The organism is Streptomyces sp. BoleA5 (assembly GCF_000373665.1).
Classification (GTDB): Bacteria; Actinomycetota; Actinomycetes; order Streptomycetales; family Streptomycetaceae; genus Actinacidiphila.
The window spans coordinates 92,841-112,665 of record NZ_KB892101.1 but is presented as its reverse complement, the minus strand read 5'-3'; the positions used below and the strand labels follow the sequence as shown (position 1 = coordinate 112,665).

The window sequence follows — 19,825 nt, the reverse complement described above, 5'->3', positions numbered from 1 at the left end:
GCGCCCCCTGTGCGCCTGAGTTGTAGGCTGGTTCGCATGAACAGCGATGCACCGCCCAGTGGGGCCAGGCACACGTACAAGCGCGTGGCTGCCTCGCTTCGGGACGACATCGACCGTGGGGAACTCCCGGCGGGGGCCCGACTTCCCACCCAGTTCGAGTTGGTCGACCAGTTCAAGGTGTCCCGGGCCACGATCCAGCGCGCTCTGAAGGACCTCGAGAAGTCCGGGTATGTCGTGGCGGAACAGGGGCGCGGCGTCTTCGTCGCGGACCAGCCCGGTTCCGTCGCCGAGTCGAAGGCGAACGGTTCAGGCGGTCATGTGATGCCGTTGACGGTCGATCTCGCCACGGCCGTCGGCAATGCTCTCGAGGCGGATGAGGTCACGATTGACGCCTTCTGCCTGACGACCGAGTCATTGCACCGCGCCGTCGGCATGCACGCGCCCCGGATCATGAACGGCTATATCCGCCCGCGGAGGATCCAGCTCCGCCTCGTTCTCCCCAGCAGTGAGGCCTCTCTCGCGGTCCCTCAGCGCGTGGACGAGCCCAGTGACGAACGCCCGCTGGACCGCCTGAGAAGGTTGACCAACTTGTATGCGGTTGGCTTGGTCAACTCCCTCAAGGATCTGGGTGAGCGCGGTGACGTCCCTGAGGTCGACATCAAGATCAAGACGGTTCGCGTCACGCCCATGCACAAGCTCTACATGCTCAATGGCCGTGAGGCCATCTTCGGCTATTACCGCTTCATGGAGAGGGAGCTCGGGCTGGCCGGCGACACCATTCAGATCTACGACGTCCATGGGGTCGACGCCAAGCTCTTCAGCCTCAAGGGCGAGATGCTGGAGGAGTCCCGGAAATGGTTCGAATCGCTCTGGGACACCATCGCGGAGGACCAGGAGCTGACGCTGTTCGAGTGAAGCGGACCCGGCTACGCCCGCCAGAGTGAAAGAGATCCCCGGGGTCCTCGGATCAGCAGGACTCGACTTGCGGCGCCCGCCTTACCCGCTAGGCTCATGCCTCAAACCGGAACGGCGGTTGAACCCCGTGGGGTTCGTCAGGCTGTCTGTGGCCGGGCCGGTTTCCGGTGACGCCGCGACAAGCAGGAGCAGCCCTGTGGGTACTCCCCTCCGCATCGACAGGCGATCGACGCAGGACGGAGAGTGCTGTGGCCGCATTGGTGAATTCCACGGCGATCCTTATGAGCGCTTCGTCAGCCATGCGATGCACTGCGGCACCAGGACGAACGGGTTTCACAACCAGAATTTCCTGATGCCCCTGCTGAATGACCTGGCGGAGCAACTGGGGCATCATCCGAACGGCCCCGTGAAGGTGCGTGTGCCGATCCCGGGCGCACTCAAGGTCGTGACTCGCACGTGGCGTCATGAGTCACATCTGCTGCGGGCGCTCCAGGGGCGTGTACCCAATGTGCCGGCGCTGCTCAAGCAGAGCCGGCGTTCGTCGCTGCACGTGTACGTCGAGGGCGTCACGCTGTCCGTTCTCTGCCCGCCGGGCAAGCCGGTGGACACCCTCTACGTCAAAGCATTGGCCGACCTCTTCGGGACCCTCAATGACGTCCGACGCCAGGACCTGCCTCCTCTTCCGATGAGGTGGCCCAAGGACGGAGACAGTCGGGGGTACCTCCGTTGCCTGGCCCGGCTCACGGATGTCTTCGTGCGCCGCCCCAATTGGAGCCGGTTCGGCAGCCTGTTCACTGCGCTGGGCGTACCCCGTGATGCCGTACGCCGTTACTCGGCGGGCATCCCGGCGATGCGGTCGCGGCCGTACGCGCTCCTTCACACGGACCTGCACCGCGACAATCTCGTCGTGACCGGCGACATGGCCCGCCCGCTGTTCTTCCTCGACTGGGAGCTGGCGTCCTACGGCGATCCGCTGCACGACCTCGCCACCCATCTGGTGCGCATGCGCTATCCCGAGGACCAGTGGGCGGAGGTGATCGAGGCGTGGAGGAGCGCCGTGTCCGCCGTCCGGCCGGAAGCGGTCGCCGGACTTGATGACGACCTGCCCCTGTACCTCGGCTTCGAGCGGGCGCAGTCGGTCTATCCGGACGTGATGCGAGCGGCGGCCGGGCTGCGGAGAGATCCAGGTGTCCGCGATCTTGACCTCACCGCAGCCGAGGTCCGCCGAGCACTCCGCAGGGCACGCGGACCTCTCGGCCTGGAGCTGGCAGACGACTTGACGGTCATCACGGACGCACTCATGGATTGGCGTCGGAGGCAGTCGGCGAGGCACGAGGCGCCGCCCCCTACAGGGCGAGTGCGACCAGGAGGATGACGACGCCCCCGACGCACAATGCATATTTGTCCTGGTCGGGGAGCTTCTCCCAATAGTGGACGAGGACGCCGAATGCCACGGCTCCGGCTGCACCGTACTTTTGTTCGACGAGCCACTCGAGCCAGAGGACGACGTGCATTGAGGTGCTCCCTTCGGCGGTGCGCTTTGGCAAGGTGACCGCGCAAAATGCGTCAACTCCTTTGCATTTGCAGTCAACTTGACTGGTCATGTCGTTTTGGGGTTGTTCCATGCCGGAGATGGCGGAAAACTTGGCCAGTCATAGCAACCTGTCTGATGCAACTTGCCAACCTTTGGATGGTGTTGCCTCTTGGACGTAGGTGGTGAGGGGCTGGACCCGGCGGTTCCGCCGTACCGGGGCATCTCGCAGGTGCTCCGTGGTGAGATCCGGTCCGGCCTCTACCGAGTGGGCTCGCAGATCCCCACCCAGCAGTCACTGGCGAGGCGCTTCGCCGTGTCGCGTGTGACGGTCCAGCGGGCGCTGGAGGAACTGCGGAGCGAAGGGTTCATCGACTCCCAGCGGGGACGGGGGTCCTATGTTCTGAGCAATGTCCCTCGCCCCAGGGAAACAACGTCCCGCAGCCTGCCCGGCACCTCGGGCGTCGCACTCGCCAAACACATCAACACAGCCTTTGAAGCTCCACGGGTGACCCTGGACGTGTTCAGCCTCACGACAGAAAGTCTGAACGCTGCCTTGGCCCTCCCGCTGTTACGCGTTCGCGGCGGCGAGATCCGGCCTGAATCCGTACGAGTGCGGATACTCCTGCCGAACCTGGAGGGCCCGTTGGCTGTCCCCCGTCGCGTGGGTGATCCGGAAGATGATCTGCCGCTCAAGCGGCTTCGGGAGCTGGTGCGGAATCATACCGGCACCTTGGTGAGCTCCATCGTTGCGCTGTCGGACCTGGGGTTGGTCTCCGATGTCTCAGTAGAGGTCAAATCGGTGGCGGCCACGCCGTTGACCAAGGTGTACTTGATCAACGAAACGGAATCTCTGCACGGGTTCTACTCGGTGGTGGAGCGTCCTGTCCTTTACCGCGGTGAGGAGATGAGGATCTACGACTTCCTGGGGCTGGGCTCGATGCTCTTCCACTGCTCCGCTGCGGCGGCAGGGCCTGACTCGTACGACAGCGCATTCGTGGAGCAGTCGAAGGCGTGGTTCGAGTCCCTCTGGTCAACCATCGCTCAGCCGTTGACACTCTTCGAGTGACCTTGCGCCCTCCCGTACCGACCGACATAGCCGTCCTGCGTGGCCTGGCGGCCTCTGCGAGATGTGTGCTCTTCGACTTCGACGGACCGTTGGTCGGCCTCTTCGCGAACCATCCGGCTCCTGGCGTCGCCCGTGTGCTCAAGGAGCGACTGAGAGAGTGGGGGGAGCTGACGCCAGCTATGAGCAGCTGCGACGATCCCTTGGAGGTGATCCGGGCCTTCGCGCATCACCCCAGGACGGAGGAATTGGAGAAACTGCTCACCGACCAAGAGATCCACGCGGCGTCTCTGGCGGTGCCGGCGCCGCACTCGGACGAACTGGTTCGCCTTCTCGTCGACCGCGGACGCCAGGTCGCCGTCACGACGAACAACTCGCCACAGGCCGCTTCCCACTACCTGGCGGGCAGAGGCCTTGAGGAGCTTTTCGGCCCGCACATCTACGGCCGAACGCAGGATCCGGCTCTGATGAAGCCCGATCCGCACTGCCTGAACTGTGCGATGGAGAAGACCGGCCATGAGCCGGCCGACTGCCTGATGATCGGTGATTCCGTCAGTGACTACGTCGCGGCCGAGGAGGCCGGGGTCACCTTCCTGGGCTATGCGCGTAGAGCCGAAAAGGAGGCGGATCTGAGGGCAGCCGGTGCCGAGTTTGTCATCGACTCCTTGGAACTCCTGTGCTCTGCGGCCCGTGATGTCTGAAGCGTTACGGGTGTTGCGCTGTCGACCGCCGGGTTGCAGGGGACTGCCCGGGCTATGCTCATCCACACACGTCGGCTGTGAGACGTGCCACACCCTTGTCCACAGTTCGAGGAACATTGGCCACTACCGTTGCAGCGCTTACTGTCGCCTCCGAGCTTGAGGCGCTGCGTGTGGTGGGCCCGCTCGAGGGCTACCACCACGAGGCCTATGCGGTGCTCCTGGATGCCGGAAGCATGCTGGGACGGCGGTTCCGGTGGCTGAAACTCCGGGAACCGCGGCCGGGAATCTTCTGGTACGACCTTCGCTGCTTTCAGTCAGAGGAGGCGCTGCTCCGACTCCTCCAGGGATCGGTCCCGCGTATCCCCCAAGTGGCCCATGTGGCTGGGAAGGTGTCGGGGCTCTCTTTCATCGAAGGGGTGACGCTCGGCAGTCTCAAGCCTGGGGGCAAGCGGATCGATGGCCGGCATCTCGACCAGATTGAGGAAATCTTCCACAGCCTTGCGATCCTCGACACCAGCGCCCTTCGAGCTGATCTTGCGTGTGATCACGCTGAACAGGCCGTAGCCGAGAACTCGGACCGGTTCCTCGACGACCTGATCATGCACACGATTCAGGACGTCTACGAACAGCACCGCGCCAGGTTCGGGGGGATCTTCGACGCGCTCGGGATCAACGACGACGCATTGCGCAGGCTTCTCGGGAGGCAGAGTTCGCTTAAGCCCCGGCCGTACCGACTGGTCCATGGTGATCTTCACCGGGAGAACTTCATCATCGATCCGGGTGGAGACCTGTGGACCATCGACTGGGAACTGGCCCGGATCGGTGATCCCCTCTACGACCTGGCCACCCACCTGCATCTGATGTCCTATCCGAAGAAGCAGGCAGCGGAGGTGGTGCGGCGTTGGAAGCGCGCGGTTGAGAAGGCCCAGCCGGGGCTGTCTGCGGGAGTGGATGAGGATCTGGAGGTGTATCTCGCCTACAAGCGCATGCAGTCCGTGTACACCGACACGATCCGTGGAGTGACCGGGTTGCTCGGCGAAGTGGGGTCACTCGGGCCGTATCTGCGTACCGCCCGAACGTTGCGGCGGACACTGAAGCGGGCCCAGCGCCCGCTTGGGCACAAGCGGACCCCCCTCACTGTGACGATCGCTGTCGTCCTTGCCCTGTGGTGTCTCAAGAACGGCCACGTCTCCGTGCCGTCAGGACGGACCCAGCGACATCCAGTGCTCCGGCTTCTCCAGTGGCTGGAATCCAAGCTTCGCGTACACCCCGTGCGCGTCGTGGGTGGCCAGCAGCACGAGCCGAACGCCCAGCCCCTCCACGTGGTCGCGGGCAGCAGTCGTCAGCGCCGTCGCCAGGCCGCGGCCGCGGGCGGCCGGGGTGACGTAGACGTCGCAGAGCCAGGCGAACGTGGCGTGGTCGGTGACGACGCGGGCGCAGGCGACCTGGGTGCCCGTCGCCCTGTCGTACGCGCCGAAGTCGAGGGAGGCGGCGATGGCCGCGTCCTGGACGACGCGGGGGCGGCCGAGGGCCCAGTAGGCGTCGGTGGAGAGCCAGTGGTGGACCAGGGCGGCGTCCACGCGGGCGGGGTCGGCGGATATCTCGTACCGGTCGTCTCTCATGGGGCCCGAGGCCAGGAGACGCGGCTTCGTGCAGCACTGCTTACCGGTTCGATGAAGGACTATTAACTGGACCTTGAGGTTGCTGTGGGCCCACGCTCGACGCATGGGTATTCACGTACCGCTCATCACCCCCTTCGACGAGGCCGGCCGCGTGGACGCCGGCGCCCTGGAGCGGCTGGCGCACGAGGTGGCCGACGGAGGCGTCGCCGGGCTGGTGGCGCTGGGGACGACCGCCGAGGCGGCGATGCTGGACGAGGCCGAGAAGGCGGTCGTCCGGGAGACCGCTGGGCGGGTGTGCCGGGAGCGGGGGCTCTGGTACACCGTCGGCGCCGGCGGGACGGACACCCGCAGGGTCGCGGCCGAACTCGCGGGGCTCGACGCGGACGCCGCCCTCGTCTCCGTGCCGTCGTACGTCAGGCCCTCCCAGGACGGCGTCGTCGCGCACTTCGAGGCCCTGGCCCGGGCGTCCGCGGTGCCGCTGGTCGTCTACAACATCCCCTACCGCACCGGGCTCGCCCTCACCGCCGACACGGTGCGCCGGATCGCCGCGATCGACGGGATCGTGGGCTTCAAGCACGCCGTCGGCGGCATCGACCAGGACACCGTGCTGCTGGTGGGGGAGGTGCCGCTGTACGCGGGGGACGACGTCTTCGCTCCCGCGCTGCTCGCCCTGGGCGCCGAAGGGGCGATCGCCGCCTCCGCCCACCTGGCCACCGAGCGCTGGGTGGAGCTGGCCCGCTCCCACGACCCGGAACAGGGGCAGGCGCTCGCGAGGCTCGCCGCCGCCCTCTTCGCCGAGCCGAACCCCACGGTGATCAAGGCGGTGCTGCACGTCCAGGGACGCATCCCGAGCCCCGACGTGCGCCTGCCGCTGCTGCCCGCGGGCCGACCGTCCCTCGGGGCGGCACTCCGGGCACTCGCCGCATCGGGGGATACTCGGGACCGTACGTACGCACTGATCGGAGAGACCGGATGAGGATCGGAATCGTCGGAGCCACCGGCCAGGTCGGCGGTGTCATGCGCAAGGTGCTGGCCGAGCGCGACTTCCCGGTGGAGCAGTTGCGGCTGTTCGCGTCGGCGCGGTCTGCAGGGCGCACCGTGCCGTGGAAGGACGGCGAGGTCACGGTCGAGGACGCGGCCACCGCGGACTACACCGGTCTCGACATCGTGCTGTTCTCCGCGGGCGGCGCCACCTCCAAGGCGCTGGCCCCCAAGGTCGCCGCCGCGGGCGCGGTCGTGATCGACAACTCGTCCGCCTGGCGGATGGACCCCGAGGTCCCGCTGGTCGTCTCCGAGGTCAACCCGCAGGCGGTCGCCGACCGCCCCAAGGGCATCATCGCCAACCCGAACTGCACCACCATGGCCGCCATGCCCGTGCTGCGCCCGCTGCACGAGGAGGCGGGGCTGACCGCCCTGGTCGCGACCACCTACCAGGCGGTCTCCGGCTCCGGCCTGGCCGGTGTCGCCGAGCTCGACGGCCAGGTGCGCAAGGTCGCCGACCGGGCGACCGAGCTGGCCTTCGACGGCGAGGCCGTGGAGTTCCCCGAGCCCGCGGTCTACCAGCGGCCCATCGCGTTCAACGTCGTCCCGCTCGCCGGGAAGATCGTCGACGACGGCCGCTTCGAGACCGACGAGGAGCAGAAGCTCCGCAACGAGTCCCGCAAGATCCTGGGCATCCCGGAGCTGAAGGTGTCCGGCACCTGCGTCCGCGTGCCCGTGTTCTCCGGCCACTCGCTGCAGGTCAACGCCCGCTTCGAGCGCCCGGTCAGCGTGGAGCGCGCGTACGAGCTGCTGGCGGCCGCCCCGGGCGTGGAGCTGTCGGAGATCCCGACCCCGCAGCAGGCCGCGGGCAAGGACCCCTCCTACGTCGGCCGGATCCGGGTGGACGAGACCGTCGAGCACGGCCTGGCGCTCTTCCTCTCCAACGACAACCTCCGCAAGGGCGCCGCGCTCAACGCCGTCCAGATCGCGGAGCTGGTCGCCGCGGAGCTTCGCGGCTGACCCCGTTCGTCCTTCCGGGTGCCCCGGCGCGACCGCGCGCCGGGGCGTCGTCGCGCTTGACCCTCACACCGTGTGAGGCGCTGGACTCGGAGACGTCATGTTCGGCATCGGAGACTTCGCCAGGCACGGCCGCGTGTCGGTCCGCATGCTGCGTCACTACGACGCCATCGGACTGCTGCGCCCCGACCGTGTCGACCCCGCCACCGGCTACCGCCACTACGCCGCCGGGCAGCTCGCCCGGCTCAACCGCGTCATCGCCCTCAAGGACCTCGGCTTCACCCTCGATCAGGTGCGGTCGATCCTCGACGAGGAGGTGAGCGCGCAGGAGCTGCGCGGCATGCTGCGGCTGCGCCGCGCCGAGCTCGCGGCGGCGATGGCCGCGGACGCGGCCCGGCTGGCGGGCGTCGAGGCGAGGCTCCGGACGATCGAGAGCGAGGGACGGATGCCCAGCGACGACGTGGTGATCAAGAAGGTGCCCGCGGTGCGGCTCGCGGAGCTGACGGCGACCGCGGCCGGGTTCGAGCCGGCGCAGATCGGGCCCGTCATCCAGCCGCTGTACGACGAGCTGTGCCGGCGGCTGGACGCGGCGGGCGTGCGCCCGGTCGGGTCGGGGATCGCGTACTACGAGGACGTGCCGGAGGGGGAGGGCGCGATCCTCGTCCACGCGGGGCTGCAGGTCGCGGTCGAGCCGGACGGCGGGTACGACTTCGCGGTCGTCGACCTGCCGGAGCTGGAGAGCGCGGCGACGATCGTGCACCGCGGCTCCATGGACGACGTCCTGCGCTCCGAGCAGACGCTGGCCCGCTGGATCGACGCCCAGGGCCACCGGTCCCTCGGCTACCCCCGAGAGCTGTACCTGGAGTGCGAGGGGCATCCCGACACCTGGGTGACGGAGCTGCAGGAACCGGTGGCGACGCGGGCGTGAGCGGTCACCCCATCGGCTTCCCCTGCTGAGCCGCCTCGGCGACCAGCTCGAAGGCCGTCCGGCCGTCCAGGGACTCGCGGATGACGTCCGCGTGCCCGGCGTGCCGGGCGGTCTCCTCGATGAGGTGGAGCAGGATCCAGCGGGCGCTGACCTTCATGCCCGGCGGGTTCCAGGGCGCGTCCGGAAGCGGCACCACGACGTCCAGGTCGGGCAGCGCCAGGATCGCCTCCTCGGTCTCCCGGCCGGTCCTCGCGTACTCCTCCAGCCAGCCGGCGAGGGTCTCGCCCTCCAGCAGCCGGAAGCCGTCGAGGTAGTCCGCCTCGGTGCCCTTCTTGTCCTCGTGGCCGAGCAGCAGGCCCTGCACCCAGGACTCCTCGGTCCTGGTGACGTGCTTGACCAGCCCGGCGAGGCTCATCTCGCTGACGCTGGGCCGCGAGGAGGCCTGCTCGTCGGTGAGGCCGAGCACCGCGCGCCGCACCCCGCCGCGCTGCGCCTCCAGGTACGCCAGCAGTGCGTCCCGCTCACCCGTCTCGTTCCGTACCACCGTCGGCATCGCGCTCCCCTTGTCGTCGGTCCTGGCTTCGGGCGCCGGTCCTCCGGCGTCCTTCGCGTCTTCGACGGTACGCAGCCATGCGGTCAGTTCCGGTCCGCAATGGGCCGCGAGGAGAAGGCTCCCCCGGACAGGACGGGTACGACGGAGGCCGCGTCGACTTCCGTGGCGATCGCGACGTCCTCGGGGAAGCCGCCGCCGCGGAGTTCGCGCCCGGAGGCGCAGGCCGCGACGGCGGCGGCGGGGTCGGCGGTCCCGGTGAAGGCCGCGGCCGCGGTGTGCGCCTCGGGGGAGGGGGTCGCCGCGGGCGCGCGCCGGCGCAGCGCGGCGACGACGGCGCCGGCGCCGAGCAGATCCTCCAGCGCGGGGCGCAGGGTCCCGTCGGGCCAGCGCTCGCCGGCGGCGACCACCGCGACGGGACGGTCGCCGACGCCGTAGCCGTGCCGGGCGAGCCACGAGCCGACGGCGCCCGCGTTGCGCAGGGAGGCGGCGACCACGGTCGCCGCCTCCCCGGCCGCGGCGGCGATCGCCGAACCGTTGGGGGAGGGCAGCACCAGCCGCGGGGTGAAGGGCGCACGGCGCAGGGCGGCGGGGGACAGCGACCACGGCGAGCGCTCGGTCACCTCTCGGCGCCCCACGGCCAGCCGCGCCCCGACCCGCCGCGCGTACGCGGCCGCCGTCGCGTCGCGCCAGGCGTACGGGTGCACCGCGGTCCCCGCCTCGACGGCCACCGTCACCGCGGTGGTGAAGGACAGGACGTCGACGACGACCAGGCAGGCCACGTGCGCCCCGACCCGCCGGGCGCCCTCCGGTCCCCATTCGAAGCGCACCCCGTGGCCGGTCTGCAGAAACCATTCCTCGTCCATGGGCCAGGACTATGCCGCCGCGGCCCCTCCGCGTACATCGGCGACCACGCAACTGACGTTGTCCGGACCGCCGGCGGCGTTGGCCAAGTCCACCAGCGTGCGCACCGCCGCCTCGGGCCCGGCGCCGGAGGCCAGGGCGCGGTGCAGTTCCCCGTCCGGTACGACGGTGGACAGGCCGTCCGTGCACAGCAGGTAGCGGTCGCCGGGACGCGGGTCGTGCAGCCGCAGGTCGGGCAGGCGCCCGGCCGGGCGGGTGCCCGAGCCCAACGCCCGTACGAGCAGCGACCGCTGGGGGTGCGAGGCGGCCTCGGCCTCGGTCAGCCGGCCCTCGTCGACCATCGACTGCACCATCGTGTGGTCGTGCGTGATCCGGAAGAGCTCGCCCTCGCGCAGCAGGTACGCCCGCGAGTCGCCGATGTGGACGAGGGCCAGCCGCTCCCCGGACCACAGCAGCGCGGTGAGCGTGGTGCCCGAGTCCGCGAAGCCGCGCACGGTCTCGTCGGCCCGGTCCAGCGCGTCCTGCAGCATGTCCAGCAGACCGCCCGCGGCGGCGCCGGTGTCGAGCTCCCTCAGCGCGTCGACGGCGGCGGCGCCCGCGGGCGCCCCCTCACCGCCGAAGCCGTCGGCCACCGCCAGCAGCCGTTCGCCGGCGTAGGCGGTGTCCTGGTTGCCCGGCCGGACGAGGCCGGCGTCGGAAAGGGCGGCGTAGCGCAGTTCCAGGGGGTGGTTCGCGTCGTTCACGGCGGAGTCCTTCCGGGACAGGTGATCGACGAGGAAGACGGCCAGGTCCCGCCGGGCGCCGTGCGCGGCCTCGGTACGCGCCCAGTACGCCCGGATCTCCCGCGCGGCGGCGGGCGCGTCCAGCGCGCACACCTCCCGTATGCGGGCCAGCGGCATCCCCAGCCGCCGCAGCCAGGCCACGAGCCGGGCGCGCTCCAGCTGGGCGGGCGCGTAGTGGCGGTAGCCGGTCAGCGGATCGACCCGCGCGGGTGTCAGCAGCCCCAGCTCGTCGTACAGCCGCAGTGCCTTCGGTGACAGCCGGGACGCCTTCGCGAACGCCCCGATCGTCAGCGACTCCATGGCGGGCTCCCTCCCTCGGGCCGGGCGCCGCCCGGCCGCCTCGATGCTGCGGCCTGCCCCAAGGTCAAGGTCAACCGGCCGCCCGGGCTCGTTCACAGGGCGATCGGGCGATAGGCGAGTGCCGCGTCGACGATCCGCTCGGGCGGGGCGTCCTCGAGACCGGCCGGCGGGTGGAAGAGCAGGTCGCAGGCCTGCGGGTGCGGGGTGTTGCAGTCGAAGAGCAGCAGGTGGTAGTCGGTGTCCTCGCCGGCCGGAGCGGCCTCGACACGGCGGACGATCTCGGCGAGTTCCTCGCGCGTGACGTCGGCCACCCGCGGCCGGGCGGGCCGGGCGGCCTCGCGGGCGAGCTCCTCCAGGCCGCGCGACGCGTCGTAGCAGGTGAAGTCGGACAGCAGGTAGTCGTGGCCCGTGCGCTCGTTGAACGCGGTCACGGCCTGCTCCGCCGGTTCGCCGGACCCGGCCATGTCCTCGATCCGCTCGATCTCACGGGCGAGCTCCGCCAGTCGTTCCGGGCTGACGGGCGGCGGGAGCAGTTCGGGTCGAAGGTCCACGCAGGCATGGTGCCCGCGGGCGCCGACATCGGGCGTGTGCCTGGCGGGCCCGCGACGCGGCCCGGGGAGGGGTAGGTCACACGACCGTAACGAGACTTTTGCAAGCACCTTGCTTGCAAAAGTTAGCACCGCGCGGCATGCTCGGACTCATGGCTTCACTGAACGTCGGCACCCTCGGCGAGTACCTGCGGGAGCAGCGCCGCAACGCGCAGCTGTCCCTGCGTCAGCTCGCCGAAGCCGCGGGGGTGTCCAACCCCTACCTCAGTCAGATCGAGCGCGGGCTGCGCAAGCCCAGCGCAGAGATTCTGCAGCAGCTCGCCCGGGCGCTGCGCATCTCCGCCGAGACCCTGTACGTGCAGGCCGGGATCCTCGACGAGCGGGACCAGGGCGACGGGATGGAGGTGCGGACCGCCATCCTGGCCGACACGGCGATCAACGAGAAGCAGAAGCAAGTCCTCGTGCAGATCTACGAGTCGTTCCGCAAGGAGAACGCCGCAGTGGAGGAAGCTCTTGACGAGCAGCCCGCTGCGCCGCGCGAGCACGCGGCGAAGAAGGCGGCGAAGAAGGCCGTCGCCGTGCTGAAGCCGAACGCGTCCGGACCGGCCGGACAGGGCAGCGGCGGTGGCGGCGGCGACGCCGCGGCCGCCGGGTGACCGGCCGCGCCCCGGAGCGCGGGACGAACGATCCGACAGACGTATCCGCCACCATCCTCAAACGGGAGAAACCCTCATGGCGATCACCGAAGACATCGTCAAGACCCTCAAGGACCCGACCCCGCTGTACGCGCTGGCCGGGACCGCGGACCTCGCGGCCGAGAAGCTCAAGGAGGTCCCGCCGCTGATCGAGAAGATCCGCGCCGAGGCCCCCGAGCGGATCGAGAAGATCCGCGGCACCGACCCCAAGGCCGTGCAGGAGAAGGTGACCGCGCAGGCCAAGGACGCGCAGACCAAGGCACAGGCCAAGGTCAACGACCTCCTGGGCACCATCGACGGCGACCTGCGCAAGCTGCGCGACTCCGCGCAGGACTTCGCGCTGCAGCAGGTGGGCCGCGCCGCCGAGTACGCGGTCCGCGCCAAGGAGGCGTACGACGGCCTGGCCGAGCGCGGCAAGGACGCGGTCGCCACCTGGCGCGGCGAGGCCGCCGAGCAGGTCGAGGACATCGCCGTCGCGATCGAGCCGGAGCCCGTCCCGGCGGCACGGCAGGCACCGGTCTCGGACACCAAGCCGGCACCCGCTCCCGCCCCCGCGCCGTCCCCTGCGCAGGACGGCCAGGGCAAGAAGGGCGCCCCCGCGGCGGCCAAGAAGGCCCCCACGGCCAAGAAGCCCGCGACGCCGGGGAAGCCCGCTTCCTGAGCGGCCGGGCATCACGGGCCGGGCACGCATGGCGTGCCCGGCCCGTTGTGCCGGTACGGTGGGAGCCGATGACGGAGGTGGACGGCAATGCTGGTGCAGGGCTTCTACGACTTGCTGGGCTGGGTCTCCATCGCCCTGCTGGTGTTCGCGCTGTTCGCGCTGGTCGACGCGGCCATCCGGCGCGAGGACGCCTACCGGGCGGCGGACAAGAAGACCAAGGCCTTCTGGCTGATCATCCTGGCGGTGGCGGCGGCGCTGATCGCGATCCTGCCGATCATGTCGTTCCTGCCGATCATCGGCCTGATCGCGGTGATCGTGTACACGGTCGACGTGCGTCCGGCCCTCAAGCAGGTGTCGGGTCCGCGGCGGCGCGGCGGCAGCAGCAGCGACGGCCCGTACGGCCCCTTCAACCGCTGAGGCGGTCCTCCCCCGGCCGGCTGGCCGGCCGGGGCCGCCGGATCAGGCGCCCGACTCCAGGAGCATGAGAGCGACGTCGTCCGTCAGCTCCCCGCCGTTGAGTTCGCGCACCTCGGCCATGGCCGCGTCCAGCAGCTCCTCGCCGGCGAGTCCGGCCGACAGCTGCCGCCCGACCAGGTCGACCATGCCCTCCTGGCCCAGCCGCTGCGCGCCCAGGCCGATCCGGCCCTCGATGAGCCCGTCGGTGTAGAGCATCAGGCTCCACGCCTCGCCCAGTTCGAAGCGCGCGCCCTCCCAGCAGTCCTTCTGCGGCAGCAGCCCGAGCGCCGGGCCGCCGTGCTCGTACGGCAGCAGCTGCGGCGCCATCCCGGACAGCGACAGCAGGGGTGCCGGGTGGCCGGCCAGCCACAGGTCGGCGGCGCGGCCGTCAGGAGTGATGTCGACCTGGCAGAGGGTCGCGAAGATCTCGTCGTCGGAGCGCTCGTGCTCCAGGACCTGCTGGAGCGTGCCCAGCAGGGCGGCCCCGCACAGTCCGGCCAGGGTGAGCGCGCGCCAGGCGATGCGCAGCTCCACGCCGAGGGCGGCCTCGTCCGGGCCGTGGCCGCAGACGTCGCCGATCATCGCGCGCACGGTGCCGTCCGGGGTGCGGACGGTGTCGTAGAAGTCGCCGCCGAGCAGGGCCCGGCTGCGGCCGGGCCGGTAGCGGGCGGCGAAGCGCAGGTCGGCGCCGTGGAGCAGCGGTGTGGGGAGCAGCCCGCGTTCCAGCCGCGAGTTCTCCTGGGCGAGCAGCCGGGTCTCGGTCAGCTGGCGCTGCGCGACGTCCGCGCGCTTGCGCTCCACCGCGTAGCGGATGGCCCGGGTCAGGTGGGACGGGTCCAGGTCGGCGGGCGTCAGGTGGTCCTGGGCGCCGACGCGGACGGCTTCCGCGGCGCGCTCGGCATCGGTGTCGGTGCCCGGGGTGAGCACCAGCACGGCGGTGCGCGGGGCGAGCCGCAGCAGCTGCCGCAGGCTGTCCATCGCGTCGGGCGCGCCCTCGGCGGCCTGGGCGGAGAGCTCCAGCAGGATGCAGTTGACGTCGTCCCGGAGCAGCCGCTCGGCCTCGGTCAGGTTGCGGGCGCGGCGGATGCGGACGCGTGTGCCGGAGACGTCCAGCAGGTCGGGGACGGTGAAGGCGCCGGCGGGGTCGTCACCGATGACGAGCAGGGTCAGGGCAGGGGAGGTCCGGCCGTTGGCCAGGGGTGTTTCCCGGCGCGGCCCCGGCACGGCGGCGTACTGGTCGGCGCGCCGCCCGGTCGCGGACATCGGCGACATCGGACAATTCCTTCCCTCCCCCCGAGGGCAACGTCCCGGAGCGGTCGGATCGGTCGGATCGGTTGCTCAGCTCCGAGAACACTGAAGGGCGACCATAGCGGTAGCGCCCGGCGGCGGGGGAGCCCTGTTGGTGAACCGCGCGTGTCATATGCGGTGCTGAGCTGCGGATTTCGGCCTCGGGAGGACGAAGCGGGCATGACCAACGTCACGTTTGCCCCATCGCGGCGTGGTGCGCGTCACGCGGCGGGGGTCACAGGACGCAGGTCGCAGCGGGGTGCCGGGCCCTCTCCCGTCACCCCGGGCGCACGACCCCGAGGACGGGGCATCGACCCGGCCCCCGCCACCGTGATCCGCCGCCCGGGGCGCGGCGCGTGGACGATGGCGCCGCCGCCCACGTAGACACCGACGTGGCCGGCGTCGTCGAAGTACACGGCCAGGGCGCCCGGGCGCATCCGCGCCACGGGGACGCGCGGCAGGAGCCGAGCCGCCACTGCTCCTGCGAGATGCGCGGGATGCCGACCCCGGCGGCGCACCAGGCGGCCCGGGTCGGTGCGGAGCAGCCGTAGGCGGCCGGGCCCGCCGCGTATTTGACGGTCCGTCACATGACTGGGGATGGTGCCACGGGAGGCGCGATCGGCCGCAGGCGCGGGCCCGCGCATCGCGCTCCCGCGCCGTCCCGGTCCCGCGCCGTGCCGGACCGGCCCGGCGGCGGGGATCAGCGCGGCGCCGGCGCCAGGGCCTCCCAGCGGACGGTCACCTCGCCCTGGCGCCAGCGGGCCGGGGTGTCGGTGACCGGCCAGCCGCCCGGACCCGCCAGGCTGCGCACCGTGCGGATCCAGCGCTGCCGGGCGCCCAGTGAGGCGAAGGGCGCCGCAGCCGCCCACGCCCGGTCGAAGTCGGTGAGGAACGCGTGGACCGGCTCGCCCGGCACATTGCGGTGGATCAGCGCCTTGGGCAGCCGCTCCGCCAGGTCGGAGGGGCGCTCCAGCGAGCCGAGCCGGGTGGCGAAGGTCACCGTGCGCGGCCCCTCGGGGCCGAGCGCCACCCACACGTGGCGGCGGCCGATCTCGTCGCAGGTGCCCTCCACCAGCAGCCCGTCCGGCGCGAGCCGGGCCCGCAGCCGCGTCCACACCTCGGCGACCCGCTCCTCGTCGTACTGGCGCAGCACGTTCGCCGCCCGGATCAGGGCCGGCCTGCGGCCGCCCGGGAGGGGCACCTCGAAGCCGCCGTGCGCGAAGGAGAGCCCCTCGCGCGCGTACGGCCGGGCGGCGGCGACCCGGGCCGGGTCGATCTCGATGCCGACGACCTCGGCGTCGGGGCGCGCGGTGCGCAGCCGTACCAGCAGCTCCAGGGCGGTCCAGGGTGCCGCGCCGTAGCCCAGGTCCACGGCGAGCGGGTCGTCGCTGCGGCGCAGGGACGACCCGTGCTGGGCGGCGATCCAGCGGTCCATGCGGCGCAGGCGGTTGGGGTTGGTCGTCCCCCGGGTCACCTCTCCGACCGGCCGTGTCGCACGCATGCGTCGAGCCTATGCGAGGCGGCGGCCGCCGGATCCGGGGCATGTCGACGGTCACGCTTTGGCAAAGCGGAAATGGATCTAGGCCTTCCGCCGGTTGTCACTGTTGAAGGGTGGCGCCCGCTCAGCCGCCCGCCGGAGAAGTGGAGGACGCGACGTGAGCCAGTACGTGGCGAAGGTCCTGGCCGGCGGTGCCCACCGCCGGTTGCGCCGCCATGCCGGCGGGCGCCGTCCGCGGCGCGTGGCCATGCTCAGCGTTCACACCTCGCCGCTGCACCAGCCCGGCACCGGGGACGCGGGCGGCATGAACGTCTACATCGTCGAGCTGGCCAAGCGGCTCGCGGAGGGCCCCGGCGTGGAGGTGGAGATCTTCACCCGGGCCACCACCGCCGCCCTGCCGCCCACGGTCGAGCTGGCCCCCGGCGTCCTGGTGCGGCACGTGGACGCGGGCCCGTACGAGGGCCTGAACAAGGAGGACCTTCCCGCCCAGCTGTGCGCCTTCACCCACGGGGTGATGCACGCCGAGGCCAGCCACCGGCAGGGCCACTACGACCTGGTGCACTCGCACTACTGGCTCTCCGGCCACGTCGGCTGGCTCGCCGCCGAGCGCTGGGGCGTCCCGCTCGTCCACGCCATGCACACCATGGCCAAGGTCAAGAACGCCTCGCTCGCCGAGGGGGACACCCCCGAGCCCACCGCCCGGGTCATCGGTGAGACGCAGATCGTCGGCGCCGCCGACCGGCTGATCGCCAACACCGCCGAGGAGTCCGACGAGCTGATCCGGCACTACGAGGCCGACCCCCGCAAGGTCGCCGTCGTTCACCCCGGGGTGAACCTGGACCGCTTCCGGCCGGACGCCCACGGCGGCCGCGCCGGGGCCCGCGCGCGCCTCGGCCTGCCGCAGGACGCGGTGATCCCGCTGTTCGCGGGGCGGATACAGCCCCTCAAGGCGCCCGACATCCTGCTGCGCGCCGTGGCGATCCTGCTCGCGGAGGACCCGTCGCTGCGCGAACGCCTCGTCGTCCCCGTCGTCGGCGGGCCGAGCGGCAGCGGCCTGACCAGGCCCGAGCGACTGCACAAGCTCGCCGCCCGGCTGGGCATCTCCGACCTGGTGCGCTTCCAGCCGCCGGTCGCCCAGGACCGGCTCGCGGACTGGTACCGGGCCGCGTCCGTACTGGTCATGCCCTCCTACAGCGAGTCGTTCGGGCTGGTCGCCATCGAGGCACAGGCCTGCGGCACGCCGGTGGTGGCGGCATCGGTCGGCGGACTGCCGGTGGCGGTGAAGGACGGCGAGACCGGGTTCCTCGTCGCCGGTCACGACCCCGCCGACTACGCGCGCGCCCTGCGCCGCTACGTCGATCACCCGCAGCTGGTGCCCGCCATGGGCGCGGCCGCCGCCCGGCACGCGGAGTGCTTCGGCTGGGACGCCGCGGCCACGCGGACCGCCGAGGTGTACGCGGGTGCGATGGCCGAACGCCGTCGTCGCCTACGATCGCCGCATGGGTGAGCGGGAGCAGACGTCGGCACGCGCGGCGGTCGAACAGGCACTGCAGGACGCGGAACTCGACTGGGAGACCGGCGCCGGGGGCGAGTACGTCGTCAAGCTCCCCGGCACGCGCAAGCTCTCCACCACCGTCGCCCTCGCCGTGGGACGGCACACCCTCACGGTCAACGCCTTCGTCGTGCGCCGCCCCGACGAGAACCATGAGGCCTTCTACCGCTGGCTCCTGGAGCGCAACACGCGGCTGTACGGGGTGGCCTACGCCATCGACGCGCTCGGCGACGTCTACCTCTCCGGCCGGCTGCCCCTCGTCGCGGTGACACCCGAGGAGGTCGACCGGGTGCTCGGCGCCGTCGTGGAGAACGCCGACGGCAGCTTCAACACGCTGCTGGAGCTGGGCTTCGCGGACGCGATCCGCAAGGAGCACGCCTGGCGGACCGCGCGCGGCGAGTCCACGCGCAACCTCGACGCCTTCACCCATCTGATCGGCAGGGCGGACAAGGGCGCCGAGTAGCGCGCCGCCGCCCCGGCCCCGCGACGTGCCGGCGGGACGTCCGCACGGGGTGCGGCGCGCGACGACACGGTCTAGCAGTCCGCGGTCGGCTCCGGCACCCGGGCGGGGGCCGGCGGCGCCGCGTCCACCGGCTTGGTCCGCGCCCCGCGCTCCCGCAGCAGCAGCCAGTAGCCGGCGCCGGCGACGGTGCCGACCACGGCGCAGGCCCCCCACACCACGCCGCCGCCCCACCGGTCCAGCGCCACCCCGCCCAGCAGCGGCCCGGCGAAGGACGCCGCGGGCCAGGACAGGGAGTACATCCCCTGGTAGCGGCCGCGTGCGTGCGACGGTGCCAGGTCGGCGACCAGCGACATCGAGGCCGGCGCGTGCAGGATCTCGCCGACCGTCCACACCGCCACCGTCAGCGCGTAGAACCCCACGGAACCGGCGAAGGCGGTGAGGCCGAAGCCCCAGCCCATCAGCAGCGTGCCGGCGGTGAGCAGCGCCGCCACGCTCCGCCGCTCGACGAGCCGGGTCAGCGGGAGCTGCAGGAGCACGATCAGCAGGCCGTTGAGGCCGATGACCAGGCCGTACTCGCTCGCGGTGAAGCCTTGGCGGCCCATGTGGACGGAGAGGGTCGTCGAGCCCTGCTGGGTGACCGTGCCCAGCAGGAACGTCAGGGCGACGAACGCCATGAAGCGCCGGTCGCGCAGCACGACCCCGAGGCCGACCCGGGACTCCTTCGCCCTGGCGACGTCCGCGGGCGGCGCTCCGGATGCCGCGGGCCCGTGGCCCGGCATGGACTCCGGAACCCTGGCGTAGATCACCAGTGCGCAGAGCAGCGTCATGAGTGCGTCGCCGAGGAACAGCCAGTAGTAGCCCTGCGAGGCGATCAGGCCGGCGGCCGCCGAGGAGACGGCGAAACCGATGTTGATCGCCCAGTAGTTGAGGGAGAACGCCCGTACGCGGTCCGCCGCGGGCACCACGTCCGCCATCATCGCCTGCACGGCCGGCCGCGACGCGCTGCTCGCCAGGCCGATCATCAGGGCCACCGCCGCGATCGCCGCCTGCCCGTGGACGTACGCCAGCGTCGCCGTGGCGAGCGCGGTCGCGATCTGCGCCAGCAGCATCGTCGAGCGCCGCCCGACCCGGTCGGTCAGCACCCCGCCGACGACCGCGCCGAAGGCGCCGCCGAGGCCGTACAGGGAGGCGACGAGACCGGCGTAGGTGGCGGAGTACCCCTGGTCCCCCGTGAGGTAGAGGGCGAGGAAGGTGACGACGAAGCCGCCGAGCCGGTTGACCAGCGTGCTGGTCCACAGCCACCAGAAGGTCCGGGGGAGTCCCGAGACGGTCTCCCGTACGGCACGTCTGACATCGGGCACGGCGGCTGCTCCTCGCGGTGTTCGGGGCGTCGTATGCGTAATGGGCC

At 71.4% G+C, this 19,825-nt stretch carries 20 protein-coding genes and 2 pseudogenes; 13 read left to right on the top strand and 9 right to left on the bottom strand.

Going from position 1 to position 19,825, the window contains the following annotated elements; all coding sequences use genetic code 11:
• Positions 1 to 36 precede the first annotated feature (36 nt).
• The 5 genes and pseudogenes from B085_RS42655 to B085_RS51925 form a co-directional block, all read left to right on the top strand.
• Positions 37 to 915, top strand: coding sequence for a GntR family transcriptional regulator (locus B085_RS42655; RefSeq protein ID WP_078619916.1), 879 nt, complete (start codon positions 37 to 39; stop codon positions 913 to 915).
• Between the two features lie 196 nt (positions 916 to 1,111).
• Complete coding sequence (locus tag B085_RS42650) at positions 1,112 to 2,290, top strand: phosphotransferase family protein (RefSeq protein ID WP_018559632.1); 1,179 nt, start codon at positions 1,112 to 1,114, stop codon at positions 2,288 to 2,290.
• A 301-nt stretch (positions 2,291 to 2,591) separates the two neighbouring features.
• Positions 2,592 to 3,515 carry a GntR family transcriptional regulator gene (locus tag B085_RS46230; protein WP_078619915.1) on the top strand — a complete coding sequence of 308 codons (924 nt, stop codon included), beginning with the start codon at positions 2,592 to 2,594 and terminating at the stop codon, positions 3,513 to 3,515.
• Between the two features lie 65 nt (positions 3,516 to 3,580).
• Positions 3,581 to 4,213, top strand: coding sequence for an HAD family hydrolase (locus B085_RS0116285; RefSeq protein ID WP_234018585.1), 633 nt, complete (start codon positions 3,581 to 3,583; stop codon positions 4,211 to 4,213).
• Between the two features lie 233 nt (positions 4,214 to 4,446).
• A pseudogene (locus tag B085_RS51925) lies at positions 4,447 to 5,070 on the top strand (phosphotransferase); the annotation flags it as partial.
• A 342-nt stretch (positions 5,071 to 5,412) separates the two neighbouring features.
• Here the strand turns inward: B085_RS51925 and B085_RS0116275 are convergent.
• Positions 5,413 to 5,835, bottom strand: a complete 423-nt coding sequence (locus tag B085_RS0116275; RefSeq protein ID WP_018559626.1) for a GNAT family N-acetyltransferase — start codon at positions 5,833 to 5,835, stop codon at positions 5,413 to 5,415.
• A 103-nt stretch (positions 5,836 to 5,938) separates the two neighbouring features.
• Here B085_RS0116275 and B085_RS0116270 point away from each other — a divergent pair, with 103 nt between their 5' ends.
• The 3 genes from B085_RS0116270 (at position 5,939) to B085_RS0116260 (ending at position 8,761) form a co-directional block, all read left to right on the top strand.
• Positions 5,939 to 6,811, top strand: a complete 873-nt coding sequence (locus tag B085_RS0116270) for a dihydrodipicolinate synthase family protein (RefSeq protein WP_018559625.1) — start codon at positions 5,939 to 5,941, stop codon at positions 6,809 to 6,811.
• Positions 6,808 to 7,836 carry an aspartate-semialdehyde dehydrogenase gene (locus tag B085_RS0116265; protein ID WP_018559624.1) on the top strand — a complete coding sequence of 343 codons (1,029 nt, stop codon included), beginning with the start codon at positions 6,808 to 6,810 and terminating at the stop codon, positions 7,834 to 7,836. Before B085_RS0116270 ends, B085_RS0116265 begins: the two co-directional genes overlap by 4 nt.
• A gap of 97 nt (positions 7,837 to 7,933) precedes the next feature.
• Positions 7,934 to 8,761, top strand: coding sequence for a MerR family transcriptional regulator (locus B085_RS0116260; RefSeq protein WP_018559623.1), 828 nt, complete (start codon positions 7,934 to 7,936; stop codon positions 8,759 to 8,761).
• A 4-nt stretch (positions 8,762 to 8,765) separates the two neighbouring features.
• Here B085_RS0116260 and B085_RS0116255 read toward each other — a convergent pair whose 3' ends face one another.
• From B085_RS0116255 to B085_RS0116240, 4 genes are all read right to left on the bottom strand, one after another.
• Positions 8,766 to 9,314, bottom strand: a complete 549-nt coding sequence (locus tag B085_RS0116255; protein ID WP_018559622.1) for a DinB family protein — start codon at positions 9,312 to 9,314, stop codon at positions 8,766 to 8,768.
• 83 nt (positions 9,315 to 9,397) lie between these two features.
• Positions 9,398 to 10,177: a 2-phosphosulfolactate phosphatase gene (locus B085_RS0116250; RefSeq protein WP_018559621.1), complete on the bottom strand. Its 780-nt coding sequence runs from the start codon at positions 10,175 to 10,177 to the stop codon at positions 9,398 to 9,400.
• A 9-nt stretch (positions 10,178 to 10,186) separates the two neighbouring features.
• Positions 10,187 to 11,257: a MerR family transcriptional regulator gene (locus B085_RS0116245; RefSeq protein WP_018559620.1), complete on the bottom strand. Its 1,071-nt coding sequence runs from the start codon at positions 11,255 to 11,257 to the stop codon at positions 10,187 to 10,189.
• Between the two features lie 92 nt (positions 11,258 to 11,349).
• Entirely contained in the window at positions 11,350 to 11,808 is a 459-nt protein-coding gene (locus tag B085_RS0116240; RefSeq protein ID WP_018559619.1) for a bacteriocin immunity protein, read from the bottom strand.
• Positions 11,809 to 11,957: 149 nt separating this feature from the next.
• On the opposite strand from B085_RS0116240, the gene B085_RS0116235 reads away from it, so the two are divergent.
• From B085_RS0116235 to B085_RS0116225, 3 genes are all read left to right on the top strand, one after another.
• Positions 11,958 to 12,461 carry a helix-turn-helix domain-containing protein gene (locus B085_RS0116235; RefSeq protein WP_037731807.1) on the top strand — a complete coding sequence of 168 codons (504 nt, stop codon included), beginning with the start codon at positions 11,958 to 11,960 and terminating at the stop codon, positions 12,459 to 12,461.
• A gap of 76 nt (positions 12,462 to 12,537) precedes the next feature.
• Complete coding sequence (locus B085_RS0116230) at positions 12,538 to 13,161, top strand: hypothetical protein (RefSeq protein ID WP_018559617.1); 624 nt, start codon at positions 12,538 to 12,540, stop codon at positions 13,159 to 13,161.
• 87 nt (positions 13,162 to 13,248) lie between these two features.
• Positions 13,249 to 13,578 carry a DUF2516 family protein gene (locus B085_RS0116225; RefSeq protein WP_018559616.1) on the top strand — a complete coding sequence of 110 codons (330 nt, stop codon included), beginning with the start codon at positions 13,249 to 13,251 and terminating at the stop codon, positions 13,576 to 13,578.
• 42 nt (positions 13,579 to 13,620) lie between these two features.
• Here the strand turns inward: B085_RS0116225 and B085_RS0116220 are convergent, their stop codons facing one another.
• The 3 genes and pseudogenes from B085_RS0116220 to B085_RS0116210 form a co-directional block, all read right to left on the bottom strand.
• Positions 13,621 to 14,889, bottom strand: coding sequence for a PP2C family protein-serine/threonine phosphatase (locus tag B085_RS0116220; RefSeq protein WP_018559615.1), 1,269 nt, complete (start codon positions 14,887 to 14,889; stop codon positions 13,621 to 13,623).
• A gap of 292 nt (positions 14,890 to 15,181) precedes the next feature.
• A pseudogene (locus B085_RS50770) lies at positions 15,182 to 15,472 on the bottom strand (NlpC/P60 family protein); the annotation flags it as partial.
• A 132-nt stretch (positions 15,473 to 15,604) separates the two neighbouring features.
• Positions 15,605 to 16,405, bottom strand: a complete 801-nt coding sequence (locus B085_RS0116210) for a class I SAM-dependent methyltransferase (protein WP_018559613.1) — start codon at positions 16,403 to 16,405, stop codon at positions 15,605 to 15,607.
• A 154-nt stretch (positions 16,406 to 16,559) separates the two neighbouring features.
• Here B085_RS0116210 and mshA point away from each other — a divergent pair, with 154 nt between their 5' ends.
• The gene (gene mshA / locus B085_RS0116205) at positions 16,560 to 17,909 is read left to right on the top strand and encodes a D-inositol-3-phosphate glycosyltransferase (protein WP_018559612.1); all 1,350 of its coding nucleotides are present in this window, start codon (positions 16,560 to 16,562) and stop codon (positions 17,907 to 17,909) included.
• Positions 17,902 to 18,417, top strand: coding sequence for a YbjN domain-containing protein (locus B085_RS0116200; RefSeq protein WP_026251090.1), 516 nt, complete (start codon positions 17,902 to 17,904; stop codon positions 18,415 to 18,417). The genes mshA and B085_RS0116200 overlap by 8 nt, the downstream gene beginning before the upstream one ends.
• A 71-nt stretch (positions 18,418 to 18,488) precedes the next feature.
• On the opposite strand, the gene B085_RS0116195 is transcribed toward B085_RS0116200, so the two are convergent.
• Positions 18,489 to 19,778, bottom strand: coding sequence for an MDR family MFS transporter (locus tag B085_RS0116195; protein WP_018559610.1), 1,290 nt, complete (start codon positions 19,776 to 19,778; stop codon positions 18,489 to 18,491).
• Positions 19,779 to 19,825 lie beyond the last annotated feature (47 nt).